At 65.8% G+C, this 17,340-nt stretch carries 13 protein-coding genes; 7 read left to right on the top strand and 6 right to left on the bottom strand.

Annotated features, from left to right (window positions below; translation table 11 throughout):
• Positions 1-40: 40 nt before the first annotated feature.
• Positions 41-847 carry an oxidoreductase gene (locus tag R2676_RS05560; RefSeq protein WP_206273107.1) on the top strand — a complete coding sequence of 269 codons (807 nt, stop codon included), beginning with the start codon at positions 41-43 and terminating at the stop codon, positions 845-847.
• A gap of 72 nt (positions 848-919) precedes the next feature.
• Entirely contained in the window at positions 920-2,365 is a 1,446-nt protein-coding gene (locus tag R2676_RS05555; RefSeq protein ID WP_206273106.1) for an MFS transporter, read from the top strand.
• 94 nt (positions 2,366-2,459) lie between these two features.
• On the opposite strand, the gene R2676_RS05550 is transcribed toward R2676_RS05555, so the two are convergent.
• A complete protein-coding gene (locus tag R2676_RS05550) occupies positions 2,460-3,416 on the bottom strand; it encodes an alpha/beta fold hydrolase (protein ID WP_206273105.1) in 957 nt (318 codons plus the stop codon).
• 55 nt (positions 3,417-3,471) lie between these two features.
• Positions 3,472-4,233, bottom strand: a complete 762-nt coding sequence (locus R2676_RS05545) for an SDR family oxidoreductase (RefSeq protein ID WP_206273104.1) — start codon at positions 4,231-4,233, stop codon at positions 3,472-3,474.
• A gap of 112 nt (positions 4,234-4,345) precedes the next feature.
• On the opposite strand from R2676_RS05545, the gene R2676_RS05540 reads away from it, so the two are divergent.
• Positions 4,346-5,284, top strand: a complete 939-nt coding sequence (locus tag R2676_RS05540; protein ID WP_206273103.1) for a LysR family transcriptional regulator — start codon at positions 4,346-4,348, stop codon at positions 5,282-5,284.
• Positions 5,285-5,391: 107 nt separating this feature from the next.
• On the opposite strand, the gene R2676_RS05535 is transcribed toward R2676_RS05540, so the two are convergent.
• Positions 5,392-6,255 carry a fimbrial protein gene (locus R2676_RS05535; protein ID WP_316856832.1) on the bottom strand — a complete coding sequence of 288 codons (864 nt, stop codon included), beginning with the start codon at positions 6,253-6,255 and terminating at the stop codon, positions 5,392-5,394.
• A 681-nt stretch (positions 6,256-6,936) separates the two neighbouring features.
• Between R2676_RS05535 and R2676_RS05530 the strand changes: the two genes are divergently transcribed.
• The gene (locus R2676_RS05530; protein ID WP_206273101.1) at positions 6,937-7,482 is read left to right on the top strand and encodes a sunset domain-containing protein; all 546 of its coding nucleotides are present in this window, start codon (positions 6,937-6,939) and stop codon (positions 7,480-7,482) included.
• 79 nt (positions 7,483-7,561) lie between these two features.
• The gene (locus R2676_RS05525) at positions 7,562-9,331 is read left to right on the top strand and encodes a SulP family inorganic anion transporter (RefSeq protein ID WP_206273100.1); all 1,770 of its coding nucleotides are present in this window, start codon (positions 7,562-7,564) and stop codon (positions 9,329-9,331) included.
• On the opposite strand, the gene R2676_RS05520 is transcribed toward R2676_RS05525, so the two are convergent.
• The 3 genes from R2676_RS05520 to R2676_RS05510 form a co-directional block, all read right to left on the bottom strand.
• Positions 9,328-11,091: a virulence factor gene (locus tag R2676_RS05520; RefSeq protein WP_206273099.1), complete on the bottom strand. Its 1,764-nt coding sequence runs from the start codon at positions 11,089-11,091 to the stop codon at positions 9,328-9,330. The two genes, R2676_RS05525 and R2676_RS05520, sit on opposite strands and share 4 nt — an antisense overlap.
• On the bottom strand, positions 11,088-13,721 hold the full coding sequence (mprF, locus tag R2676_RS05515; RefSeq protein ID WP_206273098.1) for a bifunctional lysylphosphatidylglycerol flippase/synthetase MprF: 2,634 nt from the start codon (positions 13,719-13,721) through the stop codon (positions 11,088-11,090). The genes R2676_RS05520 and mprF overlap by 4 nt, the downstream gene beginning before the upstream one ends.
• Positions 13,722-14,005: 284 nt before the next feature.
• A complete protein-coding gene (locus tag R2676_RS05510; RefSeq protein ID WP_206273097.1) occupies positions 14,006-14,212 on the bottom strand; it encodes a hypothetical protein in 207 nt (68 codons plus the stop codon).
• 294 nt (positions 14,213-14,506) lie between these two features.
• Between R2676_RS05510 and R2676_RS05505 the strand changes: the two genes are divergently transcribed.
• Both R2676_RS05505 and R2676_RS05500 read left to right on the top strand, forming a co-directional pair.
• On the top strand, positions 14,507-16,024 hold the full coding sequence (locus R2676_RS05505) for a sensor domain-containing diguanylate cyclase (RefSeq protein ID WP_206273096.1): 1,518 nt from the start codon (positions 14,507-14,509) through the stop codon (positions 16,022-16,024).
• Between the two features lie 88 nt (positions 16,025-16,112).
• A complete protein-coding gene (locus R2676_RS05500) occupies positions 16,113-17,129 on the top strand; it encodes a helix-turn-helix domain-containing protein (RefSeq protein WP_206273095.1) in 1,017 nt (338 codons plus the stop codon).
• The last annotated feature ends 211 nt before the right edge of the window (positions 17,130-17,340 follow it).

The raw sequence follows: 17,340 nt of genomic DNA, 5'->3' as shown, positions 1-17,340 counted from the left end.
CTCCCACCGCACGTTTTCACTCACTGAGAAAAAAATCGCCATGTCGAATTCCAACGTTGTCGTTATCACCGGCGTGTCTTCAGGCATTGGCCGTGCCACCGCTGCAAAGTTCGCCCTGCGAGGCTGCCGGGTCTTCGGCACCGTGCGCAACCTCGCCCGAGCGCACCCGCTGCCGGGCGTTGAGCTGGTCGAGATGGACGTCCGCGATGAAGCATCGGTTCAGCGCGCCTTCCAGACCATCATCGCGCTGGCCAAGCGCATCGATGTGCTGGTCAACAGTGCCGGCGTAACGCTGCTGGGTGCGACCGAAGAAACGTCGATCGCCGAAGCGCAGGCGCTGTTCGACACCAACGTGTTCGGCATCTTGCGGACCACGCGAGCAGTGTTGCCCCACATGCGCACACAGCGCTCGGGGCGGATCGTCAATATCAGCTCGGTGCTCGGTTTTCTGCCTGCGCCCTACATGGGCCTGTATTCGGCATCCAAACATGCCGTGGAAGGCCTGTCGGAAACGCTGGATCACGAAGTGCGCAAGTTCGGCATTCGTGTCGCGCTGGTCGAGCCCTCGTTCACCAAGACGAGCCTGGACGCCAACGCGCCCGATGTGGCGGCCAAGGTCTCGGCCTACGACGCGGAGCGCGGCGCAGTTTCGCAGACGATTCGAACGAGTGTTCAAAAGGCTCCGGACGCCGATAGGGTCGCGAGCACGGTCGTCGAGGCCGCGCTCGGTGCATGGAAGATGCGCCGCACGCCCAAGGGCGAGGCGACGCTGCTGAGCAGGCTGCGCCGCTTCATGCCGTCAGGCCCGGTGGACTCGGGCTTGAGGAAGACGTTCGGCCTGTCCTGAGACTGAAGCTGCAGCTCGAGCGTGTTACCTGAAACAGACCCGGCGGCCCATCGTCGACATCGGAAGAATCCCATGACGCCTCCCGACAGCGCAGCACCCGGAGCATCTGCCACGATTACCGCGGCGTTGCCCACCACACAGACCGGCACCGCATCGCCGTGGCCAGTGTTCTGGATCGCCAGCGTGGCGGTGTTTCTGGTCTCGATGGACGGCACGATGCTGTTCGCCGCCTTCAGCGCATTACGCGCAGGCTTTCCTCACGCCACGGCGGCGGACCTTTCGTGGGTGCTGAATGCCTACACCGTAGCGTACGCGGCAACGCTCATTCCATCGGGCGGATTGGCGGACAAGCATGGGCGCAAGAAGGTGTTTCTGATTGGTGTCGCATTGTTCCTTGCGGCGTCCGTTGCGTGTGGCCTGTCGCCGAGCGTCGGGTGGCTCGTTGCAGCCCGCGTGCTGCAGGCTGTTGGCGCAGCGTTGCTGACGCCCGCGTCGCTCTCGCTCGTGCTGGCGGCGTTCCCCGTCAGCAAGCGCGCGGTGGCGATCAGCCTGTGGGGCGCGGTTGGGGCGCTGGCCGCTGCGGTGGGCCCAAGCCTCGGGGCGTTCGTGATCGCATCGATCGGCTGGCAGTGGGCGTTCTATCTGAACGTGCCCCTGGGCCTGACGGCGATGTGGCGTGGCGCCACCCTTCTCGTCGAGACAAGACAGCACGGCACCAAACGCCCGCTGGATCTGTTCGGGATGGGCCTGCTGATGATCGGCACAGCGGCTTTGGCGCTGTCCATCGTGCAATCGGAGTCGCCGGGATGGTCGCGCGATGAACTCCTCGGGATTGCCGCCATCGGGCTCGCGTGCATCGTCGGATTTGTCGCGTGGGCTCGCGTTGCACAGGCCCCGCTCGTCGATTTGACGCTGTTTCGCAACCCGACTTACCGATACGTCAATCTCGCCACGTTGAGCTTCGGCACGGCGTTCTCGATGATGTTCTTCGGCTTCTTTTTCTACATGAAGTCGATCTGGCATTACTCGCTGCCGGTGGCGGGGCTGGCCATCACGCCAGGGCCGCTGCTGGTGATTCCGGTGGCCATGCTCTCAGGCCGGATCGCGAGCCGGCATGGCCATCGCCCGTTGTTGGTCGCGGGTAGCGTGCTCTATGCGAGCAGTGCCGTCTGGTTTTTGCTGGTGCCCGGCCTGACTCCCGCCTACCTGACCCACTGGCTGCCCGGCATGCTGCTCAGCGGCGTGGGCGTTGGCATGGTGCTGCCGTCGCTGTCGGGGGCCGCCGTCAGTCATTTGCCTGCCGAGCACTACGCGGTCGGCGGCGCAATCAACCAGGCGATACGGCAAATCGGTTCCGTCATGGGCGTCGCCCTGACGGTGCTGCTGCTCGGCGGCACCGGTCTGCAGCGCGCCGACTTCAATGCGCTCTACCTATGCCATATGAGCCTGGCACTGCTGACCGCAGTCCTGTGCCTGCCCGTCAACACGCTGCCCCGGGCCATTGCTCGGTCCAGGTGATTCGCCCGCCCGTCTGCCGGCGAAACCCGCGCAATTCGTAGAGCACGTGGCAAAGCGTGGGGTGAATTCCGTGAGCGAACTCACCGTACACCACTCAGTCGGCCGCGCGCGAACGCATGTTGGTCTCGGCTTGCGGAGCGTTAATGAAGCGCACCAGTTCAGTCATCGTGGCCTCGGGCGCCTCTTCCATCAGCCAGTGGCCGGCGCCGTTGATCGTGACGCCGTTCACGTTGGTCGCCACCATCCTGGCCTGCTCGATCAGGAACGCGCCGGAAGCCTTTTCGCCCGCCAGTACAAGCATCGGCATCTTGAGCGGCGTCTTCGCAAAGCCCGCAAAGTCCACCGCATCCTGCGGGAAGGCGTGGAAATATTCGAACCCTGCCGCCATGCGCCCGGGTTGGCCAAAGGCGCGCGCGTAGAACTGGCGGTCGGCCTCGGGCACCGAGTGCTTGGGATCGGCCGCAAAGTCGTTCCAGAAGTGCTCGAAGTAGATGCGCTCGCGGCCCTGCACCAGCTTGAGCGGCGTGTCGCCATAGAAGTGGAAGTGCCACAGGTCGCGCAGCAGCCAGACCTTCTGCCAGTCACCCACGCCGGGCAGGAAGGCGTCCATGAGCGTGATGCTTTCCACTTCGTCAGGGTATTGCGCGGCATAGGCGTACGCCACCATCAGACCGATGTCGTGGCCGACCAGCTTGACCTTGCGATAACCCATGGCCTGCACCATGGCGTGGATATCCTGCGCGAGCGTCGTCTTGTCGAAACCCGACGCAGGAATCGACGAGGTGCCCGCCCCCGGCAGGTCTGGCGCCAACACCACGCGGCGGTCGGCCAGGCGCGGAATCAGCGGCAGCCACATGTGACTGGTCTCGGCATAGCCATGCAGCAGCACAACGGGGGTTTCGGGGCCGTTGCCGGCCTGCAGCGTTTGAATCTGCAGGCCCGCGGCGTCGACCATGCGGTCATGCACGGCGGGTGCGGCATGCGCCTGCAGCGCAGCCAGGCCGATGAGGGCAGCGCCCAGGTGGCGTACCAGGTTGGGAAGAATCTTCATGATGATCTCCAGCCGTGCCGCACGCGGTGTGCGGCACGCCGTAACAAGGATTGGGTTAGAGCTGGCTCATGCCGCCGTCGGCAATGATTTCCGTGCCGACAATGAAGGCCGATTCCGGCGCCGACAGATGCAGCACCGTCGATGCAATCTCTTCCGGCTGACCAAAGCGGCCCAAGGGGATCTGGCTCTGGATCTGTGCGGCGGTGGCCGATAGCGTGTCGGCATCCAGGCCGAGCTTGCCGTACAGCGGCGTCGTGACCGGGCCGGGGCTGACCACATTCACGCGGATGCCCGCGCCGATCAGTTCGCCCGAGAGCGTCTTCGCCAGCGAGATCAGCGCAGCCTTGCTCGCCGCATACACCGACGAATTCGGCATCCCGATGTGCGCGTTGATGGAGCCGTTCAGCACGATCGACGTGCCCTTGTTGAGAATGGGCAGCAGCGCCTGGATCTGGAAGAACGCGCCCTTCACGTTGGCGTTGAAGGTGGCGTCCCACAGGGCTTCGTCCACGTCCGGGACGGCGGCAAACTTGGCCATGCCGGCATTGATGAACACGGCGTCCAGACGCACACCCGCCTCCTGCAGCTGACGGGTCAGCTCGCGTGCGGCGGCCACGGTGCCGGTTTCATTGCGGATGGCGATGGCCGCATTGCCGCCAACCGTGCCGAGCGTGGCGCGCGCCGTTTCCAGCGCTGCCGCATCGCGGCCGGTAATGACCACGCGGGCGCCTTCCCGCGCAAATGCCTGGGCGGCTGCCAGGCCAATACCGCTGTTGCCGCCAGTGACCAGAACGGTCTTGCCTTCGAAGCGATTCATGATGTCCTCCAGTAGGAAAGTTGAACTTGAACAATCGCGTGACTGCAGTGTGGACGCGGGCAAGCGGTTTGCCATACGATCCGGACGATGAACACGTTCGAAGGAATTGCACATGTTGACGGACGAAGAATTGGCGCTGCTTGAGGCCATCCGGCAGACCGGCAGCCTGTCGCGTGCGGCAGCGCACTTGGGCAAGGCACCGTCGACCGTGTCGTACGCCGCACGGCAACTGGAGCAGCGCTTCGACGCCCTGCTGTTTGACCGGCGCCGCTACCGGCTGCAGCTCACGCCAGCCGGGCAACTGCTCGTGGAAGAAGCCGCGCGGCTGGCGCAGGACGTCTCGCGCGTGACCCAGCGCGTGCGGCAGGTCGCCAACGGCTGGGAGGACCGCTTGTGGATCGTGACCGACGAGCTGCTGGAGTTCGAATCGCTCATGCCGGTAATGCACGCGTTCGATGCGCTGCAATCGGGCGTGGCGCTGCGCGTGACACACGAAGTGCTGGCCGGCACATGGGAGGCGCTGCGCGATGGCCGTGCCGATCTCGTCATCGGAGCGACCAACGAGCCGCCTTCTATCCCGAACCTCGGGTGGTTCGAGCTGGGGGTGGTGGAATGGGTGTTTGCCGTGTCGCCTCGGCATCCGCTTGCAGCCATCGACGCGCCGCTCACGCGCGAGGAAATCGCCCGGCATCGCGCCGTGGTGGTGGCCGATTCCGCGCGCACCACCGCCGGCCGCGCTTACGGCATGCTCAGCGGGCAGCCGACGCTTGCCGTGCCCAGCATGCGTGCCAAGACGCTGGCCCAGCGCGACGGCCTGGGCGTCGGTTGGTTGCCGAGGCACCGCGTGGCCTCCCTGCTTGCGCGCGGCGAGCTGGTGGAAAAGCGCACGACGGATCCGCGCGAGCCGAACCTGCTCTACGTCGGCTGGCGCAGCAGCAAAGGTCAAGGGGACGGCGACGGCGAAGGCCGCGCACTGCAATGGTGGCTTGAGCAGCTACGGCAGCCGCGTCTGGCCAAGCGGCTGGTGCAGGGTGTCGACGTGTTCGCCTGACATAAGGACGGGATGCCAACTGCTTTGCTGTGCGAGGAGGTTTGGCGTCGAAGCGTGACAGTAATGATTTGCGGCGGCCGTCGCTAAAGACAGCCCCGCCCACCGTGTCACTGATACTCCAACACCACGTTCAACGAACCCTTGACCGTGCCGGGCGTGATGGTCGCGTCGGTCTTGATGTACGACGCCTGCATCGGAATCGAATAGGAACCGCCTGTCGCTGTGTCGTAGTCGTCGACCTTCATCGCTTTGTCAAAGACTGCGGGCGTACCTTGGTTATCGGCGATCCGGATGTTTACGCCCTTCACGGTCGAACCGGTGTCGAGCGGCAGCACGCCCGGGGAGCCTGCGATCACACCGCCAACGGGCTCGAGCTTGTAGCTGACCTGTTTGAAGCCCTTAGGACAATTGTCGATGCGGACCTGGAACGTTTTCGTGCCCGCTGTAGAGCCAACCCCGCCAAATTTGCCCAGCGGCGTGTCGGGTAAAGGCACATTCTGGGCGGGCACGGAGCAACTGCCGTTGATTCTTTTCACGGTCCCTCCAAGGGAAATATAGTTGTTCGCCGTGGTGATCACCCCGAAATGCTCCCCCTTCAGTACTCCGTCTTTCGGTGCGCGGCCGTCCACCAGAAACTGAACCTCAACGGGTTTATCAATCGTGAGCTTATATGCCAAGTAGTCATTGTATCGACCTTGCTCCTTTCCATCGATCAATACTCGGGCCGTTATTCCACTCACGTTCGTTGGGTTATCCGGTCCTTCGATGACTTGGGATCCGTCGCCTGCCGGCCAGATCACGAAGCGGGTTGCACGACAAACGTCGGCTCCGCAGATTTGCTGAGGCGTAAGGCTGACGCGCTTGACGATGGTGCCCACCTTCAAGTTCGAGGGGAGTGCCGCATTGAGTGTCGCCGTTCCAGACGCCCCTGCTGCCAATGGCCAGAGGGATGGTGCGGCGATCAAAATCATGGCATTGATGCGAGACCGGGTGCTGCGCAAGACGTTGCCCGTTGCTTTCGCAATCACCATTCGGTCGAAATGCAAAAACGGCACACGCAACACTGTGCCTCCCTCAACGTTGCGGACCCTTATTAGACTCATTTATTTTGACCTCATAATATAATCTCTGATTGAATGGCTTGAATTACCAATCTCAGTAAGCGCACCCAACAAAAAAATCATGCTGCTTTCCCGAAATAAAGAATCGCGATGATCCCAGCACGATTTGCGCATACGAAATCCATCGGATAACCATTCAGCAAGCTACAAACTTAATCCAACACCTTGTAACCTTTCCATCGGATTTGTCTCAAATGCGCCCGTCGCGCGAGCCCCAATGCATGCCGGTATCCACGCTTCAGTACCTGCAGCTATCCGCCGGAGGCGCCACGCTATTGGCCACACCTGATCCGACATCCACGCGATCGTGCGTTTGAAATGCCGCCACATAAACGGGATGCAACAAAACGGGGGGTTCGTTGTTTGGCCTATTCCGAGTGCTTTTAGCGCCACATCTAGGCGCCAATAGTTTCAGCATCGTCAACGCCGGCCCCCTCCGCCTCAGACAAACCCTCGGTTTGGTCAACGCGCTCTGTCGGCCAGCGTTAATCGGTCACGCACGTATCTCCGTGCCTCGTTGAGGGTCTCGTTATGAAACTGTCTGCGTTGATGTTTTCGATGGGTGCGCTGGTGATGGGGTCGGCGTTTGCGCAGGGCACGGCTGCACCTGCCACTGCACCGGCAGCCGCCCCGGCGGCCGTTCATGCGGTTTGCAAGGACGGCACGCCCTACAGCGGCGCGACGCTCAAGGGCGCTTGCCGCGGCCATGGTGGAGTCGACAAGAAAGCCAGCGCAGGCGGTGCCCCGGCAGCCGCGCCGGCCGCGCCCGCAGCAGCACCGGCCGCTCCGGCTGCCGCCAAACCTGCGGCTGCAGCGCCGGCCGCAGGGCCCGCACCGGCACCGGCGCCAACCCCCGCAGCCAAACCTGCTGCCGCAGCGCCTGCCAAGCCGGCTCCGGCGGCTACCGTTGCGCCCGGCGGCGGCCCCGACAAGGTGTGGGCCAATGCCAGCACCAAGGTCTACCACTGCCCGGGCGATCGCTACTACGGCAAGACCAAACAGGGCGAATACATGACCGAAGCCGATGCCAAGGCCGCCGGCATCCGCCCAAGCCGCGGCAAGGCCTGCACCAAGTAAGGCACGCCCGACGCCCGCCCGCACGCCGCGGCCCCACCGGGTCGCGGCGTCTTCCATTTCAGCCTGATCACCGCGTCGCATGCCGCCCAGCAACGAACATCCCGCCGCCGCCCTGCAACACCCCGAGAGCTTCGCGCCATTGGCTGCGCCGCCCCAGCCGCCACAGCAGCGGGTGGTGCGCGACGTCATCGCCGGGTTCTCGATTGCGGGGCTGCTGCTGCCCGAAGCCGTTGCCTACGCGGGCATCGCAAGCCTGCCGCCGCAGGCCGGGCTGATCGCGCTGATGTGCGGCCTGGTGGTCTATTCGCTGCTCGGCACGAGCCGCTTTGCCATTGTTTCGGCCACGTCGTCGTCAGCGGCCGTGCTGTTTGCCACGGTGCTGTCGGAACCCGGGGCCAGCGGTGCGACGGCACTCACGATGGCGGCGGCGCTCATCATCGCCACGGGTGTGCTGTTCATCCTGGCCGGAGCGGCGCGGCTGGGCGGCATGTCGGATTTCATCGCGCGGCCGGTGCTGCGCGGCTTTACGTTCGGGCTGGCGCTGACGATTGCCATCAAGCAGCTGCCCAAGATCCTCGACGTGGCCGTTCATCACAGCGACACGCCCCGCGTGGCGCTCGACCTCATCGCGGGCGCAGCGGGCGCCAACCCGTACAGCACAGCATTGGGCGCCGTCGCACTTGCCCTGCTTTTCGGCCTCGGGCGCTGGGGGCGCATTCCGGCCACGCTGGTCGTCATCGTGCTGGCCATCGCGGCCGGCTACTGGGTCGACTGGCACGCGCACGGCATTGCCGTCGTCGGCCATATCGACCTGCAAAACATCAGCTTCGGCGTGCCCGACCTGGGTCGCGCGCAATGGATGCAAAGCGCCGAACTCGGCTTCGCGCTCATGCTGATCCTATACGCCGAGTCCTACGGTTCGATCCGCAACTTCGCGCTCAAGCACGGCGACAGCATCTCGGCCAACCGGGACCTCGTCGCACTCGGCTGCGCGAATCTGCTCTCCGGCCTGCTGCACGGCATGCCCGTCGGCGCCGGATACTCAGCCACGTCCGCCAACGAAGCCGCGGGCGCGCAATCGCGTCTGGCCGGGCTGTGCGCGGCGGCCGTGGTGGCGCTGATCGTGTGGCTGTTCCTGCCGCAGCTCGCGCGCATTCCCGAGCCGGTGCTGGCGGCCATCGTGATCTTTGCGGTCAGCCACTCGCTGCATCCGGCCGTCTTCAAACCGTACTGGGCCTGGCGCCGCGATCGGCTGGTGGTGATTGCCGCATTGCTCGCCGTGCTGGTCCTGGGCGTGCTGCACGGGCTGCTGGCCGCGATCGGCGTGAGCCTGCTGCTCACCCTGCGCAAGCTCTCCGAGCCCAACGTGAGCGTGCTCGGCCGCCTGCGCGAGAGCCACGATTTCGTCGATGTGTCTCTGCATCCGGAAGCCAAGCCGCTGCCTGGCGTGCTGATCGTCCGGCCCGAGGTGCCGCTGTTCTTCGCCAATACCGAACGCGTGCTCGGCAAGGTCCGCGCGATGCTGCAACAGCCGCACGAGCCCGCGCTGCGCACCATCATGCTGAGCCTGGAAGAAACGCCGGACGTGGACGGCTCGGCCATCGAAGGGCTGCGCATCTTTGCCGCCGAATGCGCGGCGCGCGGCCTGCAACTGATGCTGGTGCGGCTCAAGCCGCGCGCGCTGACCGTCTTGCAGCGCGCGACCGACAACACGCTGCGCCCCGAGATGCTGCACGAGTTGAGCGTGGACGAGTGTGTGCAGTCGCTGGCAGCAGCGCCGGGCACACCCGCTGGCGCCCAGGTCGACAACGCCACGGCATCACCATCAGCCCCCGCGCCGGCAGACTAACGCGGGGCGTTGGCCGCTACGCGCGCACCTTCGAGAATGATGCGCGCCAGCTTGGCGTAATCACCATCAAAGTGATGGCCGCCCGGCAGCTTCACGAGCTGGACCTGCTTCGGGTCCAGGCCCGGGCAATTGGTGTCTTTCTCTTCCTTGCCGTAGATGCACATGCCAATGCCTGCCGGCAGCTTCTGCACCTCGGGCAGGATCAGCAGGCCGGACGCGCTGCTCGACACCCAGTTGGTCATGTGGAACTCGAAATCGGCGCGCTTGCCCAGGCCCATCATCACGGCCAGCGCAACATGCTCGCGCGACGCCGCCGGCAACCGGTTGACGATGAAGGGCAGCACGTCTGCGCCCTGCGAATAGCCGATCAGCAGCGCCTTCTGCTTCTTCCAGCGCGCGGCGTAAAAGCGCACGAGGCGGTCCATGTCGGCCGCAGCCGAAGCAGGTGTGCGCGGCGTCCAGAAGTAGCGCAACGAGTCGATGCCGACCACCGGCACGCCCGACTTGGACAGCGCAGCAGCAACCTCCTTGTCCAGCCCTGCCCAGCCGCCGTCGCCCGACAGCAGCACCGCGAACAGCTCGGACGACGTACCGGCCTGCGCCGGCACTTCGATGATCGGCAAATCGGACACCGCCGCGGGTGGCGGCGGGGGCGGCGCTTTGCGTTGTGCGACGAGCTTGGCGAAGGCCGACTTGAACGGCTCGACAGCGGTCACAGGCGGCGCATTGGGCGCCGATGCCGTGGCCGGCAACGCCAGCGATTGCGCACCCGAAATCGTATCGATGAAGGCTTGCGTGGCACGCGCTTCGCACAGCGGGCCGGAGCGCCGCGCAAACGACGTCGGCGTGGCCGATTGCAGCGCCACCCACGGCGCAGACAACTTCGTGGCGGGCAGCAGGACCACACCGGCGTTTTCAGGCGGCTTGACGCGCTTGGCCGTGGTGCGGCTCTCGCTCATGCGGCGGCTGAAGTGCACACCCTCGCCCTTGCACAGCGGCTTGCGCAGCTCCAGCACGGGGCAGAACTCCATCGACATGGCGGCGGCAAAGATGTTCGGGCGCGCCTGGGCAATCATGGCGTAGGCCAGCGCGCCGCCTTCGTTGTCGCCAACCAGGATGGGCGGGTAGTAGCCCGGCACCTTCTCGTAGGCCTGCAAAAAGCGGCTGAAGTTTTCAAGATCGCCATCGGGGAAGGCGCAATCGCCGGGGTCGGCTTCCAGGCTCGCGAACAGCGCGGGCGTCGACAGGCCTGCCACCAATGCGCCCTGCTGGGCGAGGCTTTCTGCCATGCGCGATGCGGCGGGGGTCCAGCCCAGATCGCCCGACAGCATCAGCACGACGGAGCGGATTTCGCCCTTCGGTTTGTAGACCGGCACATCACGAAAACGCCCATGCGTGACGAACTCGACCGCGCCCGGTGCGGCGGCGGGCGTAGCAGGCGCCACCACCGGCAGCGACAGCACGCCGCCATTGGCGGCCTTGTTGGCCGTCACGGCGGCCCCGCTCATTTGCAGCCGAGGCGGCATGTCACCGCGCGGCGGCACTGCCACGACACCACTCGCCCCTGTCATGCCGACGGGCGGCACCAGAACCGGGCCCTGCGCAAGCGCAGGCTTGGCTGCAGCCGGAGCATCGGCGGCGATGGCCGAGGACATGGCCAGCGCCATGCCGACGGCACTCACATGCCCGACCCAACGCAAGCCTTTGCGTAGCACTCCCCGATGCCGCGCCTCTTGCGTGCGCGGTGCTTGCCAACTCATTTGGAGATCACTCCCTTCAAGCCACCGCCGATCAGCGCAGCGACGTCCGTCAATGTGAACAGCGGCGCAATACCGCCACGTGCGAGCAGGTAGCGGGCTTCCCACACCGGCTCGAACTTGTCCTTGAAATTGCGCAACCCTCTGAAATTGTAGAAGCGCGCGCCGTGCCGGAACATCATCCGTCCGAAGCGGTGCCAGCGCGGCGCAAGCTGATGCTCAACCATGCCCGACATCGGCGCCATGCCCAGCCCGAAACGCTGATACCCCTGCGCCTGGAAGTGGAGGATGACCTTGCCGAACAGGAAATCCATCGTGCCGGGCGGCACGTCGCTGCGATAGCGCATCAGGTCGACGCTCGCCTCGATGCGCAGCACGTCGGGGCACATCAGCGTGGCAAACGCGAGAATGACGCCCTCGCGGCGCACCACGGCCACGGGCTGGCTGCAGATGTAGCGGTCTTCAAATGCGCCGAGCGAGAAACCCTTCTCGCGCGCGTTCTGATTGCGCAGCCATTCATCGGAGATGGCGCGCAATTCGTCGAGCACGGTCGGCACCTCCGCCGTCGGGATGATCTCGAACGACAGCCCTTCGCGCTCGCCGCGCGTCACGCCGTGGCGCAGGTTGGCGCGCCGCGAGCCCTTCAGGCTGAACTCCGGCAGCGACACATACGCCTCTTCGCCCAACTTGTAGGCACGCAGGCCCGCATCGAGATACAGCGACAGCGTCTGCGGCCGCGTCTTATAGAACGCGGCGCGCCCGCCATGCGCGTCGGCCATTTCGATAAAGCGCCAGATCAGCTCAGGCCATTCCTGCTGCGCGCCCACGGGGTCGGACAACGCCACCCACGAGCGCCCCTGCTTGGCGTACATGATGAACGCGTTGCCCGACGGCGAGAACAGCAGGCTCTTGTCGCCCATCAGCGCGAGCGTGGCATCGGCGGCGGGCTGCTTGCGGACGATCTCGGCCGCGCGGGCGAGTTCTTCGTCGCTGGGGAAGGTCGTAACGCCGGGCTCCTTGCGAAAGAGCTGCCACATGCCGAAGCCAAGCCCCGTCACGGCCACGGCCATCAGCGCGCGGATGGAACGCGGCGCATCGCCGTCGAACGTGAATTGCCACCAGAGCTGGTTGGCGTAGGCCACCTCGCGGTAGGCGAAGAAGAGGATCCACACGCACGCCGCAAACACGCAGACCATGGCAAGCAGCCACCCCGCCTCCAGCCGCTGCGAGAACAGCGACGACGGCCGGTCGAACTGCCGGCGCGAGATGACGAGCAGCACCGCCAGCGTCACCAATACCGCCATCTCCGACACGGCAATGCCCTTGGGCAGCGCCAGCACGCCGGTCAGCAGCGACAGCACCAGCGCCGCCCACCACGCGGCGTCCAGCCGGTGCAGCAGCCCGCGCGCGACAAACAGCATGATCAGCCCCGCCACGCTGCCGATCATGTGCGAGGCTTCCACCACGAACAGCGGCACGTGCATGCGCAGGAGGTCTTCTGCCTCGTCGCTGGCCGGGGTGACGCCCGAGACCAGCAGCATCACGCCTGCCACCATCGTCAGCGCGGCCAACAGCCCCGGCGACAGCTTGACCGCAGCGCGGCCGAACGGAGCCCCGGCGCCGGCACGCAGCTCGAACACACCGAGCATGGCGGCAGCCACGACGAGCGGCAGCAGGAAATAGATGACGCGGTAGAACAGCAGCGCGGCCAGCACCTCGGCCGGCGGCGCCTGGCCGCTGCAGCCCAGCAGGATGACCGCCTCGAACACGCCCAGGCCGCCGGGGCTCTGGCTCAGCACACCCAGCGTGACGGCCAGCGCGTAGAACGCCACGAACGTCGGCAGGTCGACCGCACCGCTTGGCATCAGTACCCACAGCGCGGCCGCCGCCGCGATCATGTCCGCCGCCGAGATCGCAAATTGACGCGCGGCCAGGCCCGGCGGCGGCAGGCGGATTTCCCATCGGCCGAACAGCGTCACATGGCGCTGACGCATGCACAGCACGAGCAACGCCACGACGCCGGCCAGCACCAGCAGTGCCACGACCTCGAGCAGCGCTGCCGGCAAATGCGTAATTGCAGCGATGTGCGGCGCGCCCCACAACAGCCCGACCGCGCCGAAGGCCGTGGTGGACACGCCCAGCGCCCCAGCATCAAACGTGACCGCCTCTGTCACGCGGGCGGCATCGACCCCGGCCGCCGTGTACAGGCGCGAGCGCACCGCACCGGCCGTCAACGAACCGAGGCCGACGGTATTGCCCAGCGCATAAGCGATGAACGAGGTGGTGGCCACGGTGGCGGGGGCCACATGGGCGCCGGCATAGCGCAGGCCGGACGCGTCGTAGCCGGTCAGGGCGACGTAACTGAGCGCTGTGGCCAGCACGGCCAGCAGCAGGTGCGAGCGTGGCGTGGCCTGCAGCGCGGCGACCATGTCGGCGTAGTGCACGTGGTCGAGCAGCGCATACAGACTGTCGAACACGAGCGCGCCGAGCACGAGCACCACGCCGACCACGATCCAGCCGGCCAGGCCCAGACCTGAATCGGGTCGGGCAGGCGTGGGGGGCGCGGCAGGTGCAGCGTGGGCCGATGGTCGGCGGGGTCTTGGACTGGCGTCGTTGGACGCGGCGTCAGGCATGGTGAAAAACGAAATCCTGCTGGGTGGGCGGAGTGCCGGGTCGAAGCGACATGCGAATCCGGACACCCGGAGGCGGAAGAGCGCGGCAGGCCAAACCCCGAAGCTCACACTTCGGACGCTATCGACTTCTTGATTGGACCTCGGCCTATCGGCACGGGCTCGCGGCGCGCGCCGGCGTTCTCTCGCCTCGCGCCGCAAACGGCGCGTGTGCTGGATTCGCACGTTGGTGGCGGTCCACGTAATACGGCTGAAGTGGCCGATCCGTTGACACGCGTTTGCGCATTTTACGGTTTGGGCGCACTTCCCGGCGGCTTGGGCGGCACGGCGGGCTTGCCGGCATCGACGGAAACCGGGTCGCTGGCCGGAAAAGTTTCCTCGATGCCTTCGTCGAGCAACGTCTCTTCGTGCGTGTCGGCCACGGGCGGATGTGGATTGGCGGGCGCCGGGGTGGGGCCGGGGGTGGACAAAACGCGATCGTCTGACGCTGGCATGGCGTTCTCCAAGGATGCTTACCCAGAATAGGCAAAGCCGGCTTAACAGGATGACATGGAGGGCGGCATGGACATATGTCGGGCCGGTGGCCTGCCCTGCACCACCGGCGCGGCACTCAGCGGATGCTCAGCAAGCCACGCGCCAGCCGCCTTCGAAAACGTTGCGCAAAGGGGATCGATCGCGCACCCGCAAACGTTGTCGTACCCGAAAACGTCTTAGTCAGTATTGCGTAGGAAGGTGGAGTCCGGTACACAATTGAGGCGACCTTTTTCAAAACTTTCACAATTCTTCGCATGCCTTTACAGCGCGCCACCGGTGCATTCCTGCGGCGGCCCTCTCTACTGATCATCGGCGCTTCAGTGCTTTCGCTGATGCTTGCTGCGCTCACCGCGCTGTCGCTGTGGGAAATGCGCACGGACGCGCTGGCCCGCGCACGCGATGCGGCCGACAACCTCTCGCTGATCCTGCAGCGCGACATCGCCCGCAACATCGAGGTGTACGACCTCTCACTGCAGGCCGTGATCGACGGCGTGCGTGATCCCGCCATCTTGGCGCTGCCGGCCAACGTCCGCCAGTTGGTGCTGTTCGACCGCTCGACCAACGCGCAGGACCTGGGCTCGCTGCTGGTGACCGACAAAGCCGGCGACGTGGTTCTCGATTCGCGCTCGGTGCCGCCGCGGCGCATTTACCTGGGCGACCGCGACTATTTCCAGGTGCATCAAGGCTCCGACAACGTCGGGCTGTATATCAGCGAGCCGTTCATGCCGCGCGCGACCGGCCTCGACCGATCGCTTGGATTGAGCCGGCGCCTGAACGGCCCGCACGGCGAATTCAACGGCATCGTGGTCGGCACGCTGCGGCTGAACTACTTCCGGCGGCTGTTCGACGGCATCAACCTGGGGCCCCACGCCACCGTCACGCTGATCCGCACCGACGGCACGCTGCTCATGCGGCGCCCGTACAGCGAAAAGCTCATCGGCCGCAGCCTGTCCGACGCCTCCGCGTTCCAGAAGCGGCTGCTCGCGCCGGAAGGCTCCTATGTGGACGTCGCGGGCATTGACGGTATCGAGCGGCTGTTCAGCTTCCGCCATATCGGCGACCACCCGCTGATCGTCACCGTCGGGCTCGCCACCGAAGACATCTACGCCGAGTGGTGGCAGCGTGCATGGGTGATCGGCGGCATCGTGCTGATGCTCGACGCGGTATTCATGGTGCTGTCGGTTCTGTTCGCGCGGCAGTTGCGCAGGCGGTTCGAGATGGAGCAGCAATTGCATCTGCTGGCCAATACGGACAGCCTGACGGGCCTGGGCACACGCCGCGCGCTGGACGCCGCGCTTGATGTGGAATGGCGCCGCGCCAATCGGCATCACACGCCGATGGCGGTGTTGATGATCGACGTGGACGACTTCAAGCGCTACAACGACCGCTACGGCCACGCCGCCGGCGACACCGCGCTGCGCACCGTGGCGCGGTGCGTGAACGACAGCATCAAGCGCCCCGGCGACTTTGCCGGCCGCTACGGCGGCGAAGAGTTCTGCGCCGTGCTGCCCAATACGGACCTCAGCGGCGCCGTGCGCGTGGCTGAAGCCATTCGGGCCGCTGTCTTGGCCGCCGACGAGCCCAACGCGGGAAGCGCGTACGGCAAGCTGACGGTGAGCATCGGCGTGGCCGTGCATTCGGGCGTTGCCGCCGAAGACGACACGCTGGAAGACCTTGTTCGGCTGGCCGACGGACGGCTGTATGAAGCCAAGGCCGCCGGCCGCAACGTGGTCATGCCCAGACAGGAGCGGCCAAAGCTGGCGGTGGTGTAGGCGAGCGTGCGACGTAAACCCTCCTTTTGGAGCATGCCGTCATCGGCCACGACTTCTGCACAATGCCGGGGGCTTTGAGGAAACCGCCGTGAGCAAACCACCGCATTCCCACTTCGATACATCTGCGCTTGCGCGCGAGCATCAATTCGCCGCGTGGCGGGACGCGATCAACGTGCTGTTCGACACGCGCTCTGCCGTGCCACGCGCGGAGGGCTTTCGGGCCAGCGTCGACGCCTATCTGTGCGGCGAGACCGGCGTGGGCATGCTCAGCGCACAGGCACAACACTACGACCGCTCCCGCTCCAAGCTCGGGCGCGACGGCGTGGACGTCTACGTCTTGCAGTATTACCTGGAAGGCAGTTGCGGACAGCGCGATGGCGACAGCGGCAGCGCCACACGCCCCGGCGATCTGTTCATCGTCGACGCTGCCCAGCCGCTTGCCACCAGCACGACCGAGAGCCGCTTCCTGAGCCTGGCCGTTCCACGGCGCCTGCTGGCACCGCTGCTGCGCGCCCCCGACGAACTGAGCATGCGCGTGCTGCGCGGCGATGCCCCGATGGTCGGGCTGCTGCGCGATCACCTGTGTTCGCTCTATCAATCGATGGGGAAGTTGACCGACGCCGAAGCACAGGCCGTCATCCCGGGCACCCTGCAACTGGCGGCGGCGGCCATCAACTGCCAGGTGACCGAAGCCAGTGCGCCGGCCGTGAGGGAAAGCCTCTTTGCGTCGATCTGCCGACACATGCAGCACAACTTGTCGGACCTGACGCTTTCGCCCGAAGGCGTGGCCGTACAGTTTGGCATCTCGCGTGCCACGCTTTACCGGCTATTCGAGCGCGAAGGCGGCTTCTTCAACTACCTGCGCATGCAGCGCCTGCGACAGTGCCACGCGATCCTCGCCGACCGGTCGCAGACACACCGTTCGGTGGCCGAAATCGCGCAGACCTACGGCTTTTCCGACGCTTCGAACTTTGCACGTGCATACCGCCGCGCGACCAGCATGTCACCGCGTGAGACGCGCATGCTGGCCGTCGAAGGGCGCGCCGCCGCCATGCCGTTCGTGCAGCACAAGGACTGGCGCACCTGGGTCATGCAGATGCGCTGATGCGCGCAGCGCCCCCCCTTCCCGCACGCGTTTTTCCTTCCTCCTCCCGCGCTTGCCGCCCCAGGCTGAGACGCGCTGACAGGTTCGCGCGACAGCGGAACCGGTTAGCGGCGGCATGCGCCTTCTTCGTTGAAGCGCGCCCGTCGTGCATGCGAGCATCCGGCCCGACCTGACGAGCGCCGATGCGCTTGCGGCGGGCACGGACGATGTG

Origin of the sequence: Ralstonia flatus, from assembly GCF_958439105.1 — a bacterium.
In the GTDB taxonomy this organism is placed as follows: domain Bacteria; phylum Pseudomonadota; class Gammaproteobacteria; order Burkholderiales; family Burkholderiaceae; genus Ralstonia; species Ralstonia flatus.
Note: the sequence above shows the minus strand (reverse complement) of the source record. Positions and strands in the feature narration are given on the sequence as shown.

Bases quoted from the DNA above. Each gene is read 5' to 3' on its own strand.
- R2676_RS05525 (WP_206273100.1), top strand. From the start codon at position 7,562: ATGCCGCCCAGCAACGAACATCCCGCCGCCGCCCTGCAACACCCCGAG.
- R2676_RS05505 (WP_206273096.1), top strand. From the start codon at position 14,507: ATGCCTTTACAGCGCGCCACCGGTGCATTCCTGCGGCGGCCCTCTCTA.
- R2676_RS05530 (WP_206273101.1), top strand. From the start codon at position 6,937: ATGAAACTGTCTGCGTTGATGTTTTCGATGGGTGCGCTGGTGATGGGG.
- R2676_RS05550 (WP_206273105.1), bottom strand. From the start codon at position 3,416: ATGAAGATTCTTCCCAACCTGGTACGCCACCTGGGCGCTGCCCTCATC.
- R2676_RS05540 (WP_206273103.1), top strand. From the start codon at position 4,346: ATGTTGACGGACGAAGAATTGGCGCTGCTTGAGGCCATCCGGCAGACC.
- R2676_RS05510 (WP_206273097.1), bottom strand. From the start codon at position 14,212: ATGCCAGCGTCAGACGATCGCGTTTTGTCCACCCCCGGCCCCACCCCG.
- R2676_RS05555 (WP_206273106.1), top strand. From the start codon at position 920: ATGACGCCTCCCGACAGCGCAGCACCCGGAGCATCTGCCACGATTACC.
- R2676_RS05545 (WP_206273104.1), bottom strand. From the start codon at position 4,233: ATGAATCGCTTCGAAGGCAAGACCGTTCTGGTCACTGGCGGCAACAGC.
- R2676_RS05520 (WP_206273099.1), bottom strand. From the start codon at position 11,091: ATGAGTTGGCAAGCACCGCGCACGCAAGAGGCGCGGCATCGGGGAGTG.
- R2676_RS05535 (WP_316856832.1), bottom strand. From the start codon at position 6,255: ATGATTTTGATCGCCGCACCATCCCTCTGGCCATTGGCAGCAGGGGCG.
- mprF (WP_206273098.1), bottom strand. From the start codon at position 13,721: ATGCCTGACGCCGCGTCCAACGACGCCAGTCCAAGACCCCGCCGACCA.
- R2676_RS05560 (WP_206273107.1), top strand. From the start codon at position 41: ATGTCGAATTCCAACGTTGTCGTTATCACCGGCGTGTCTTCAGGCATT.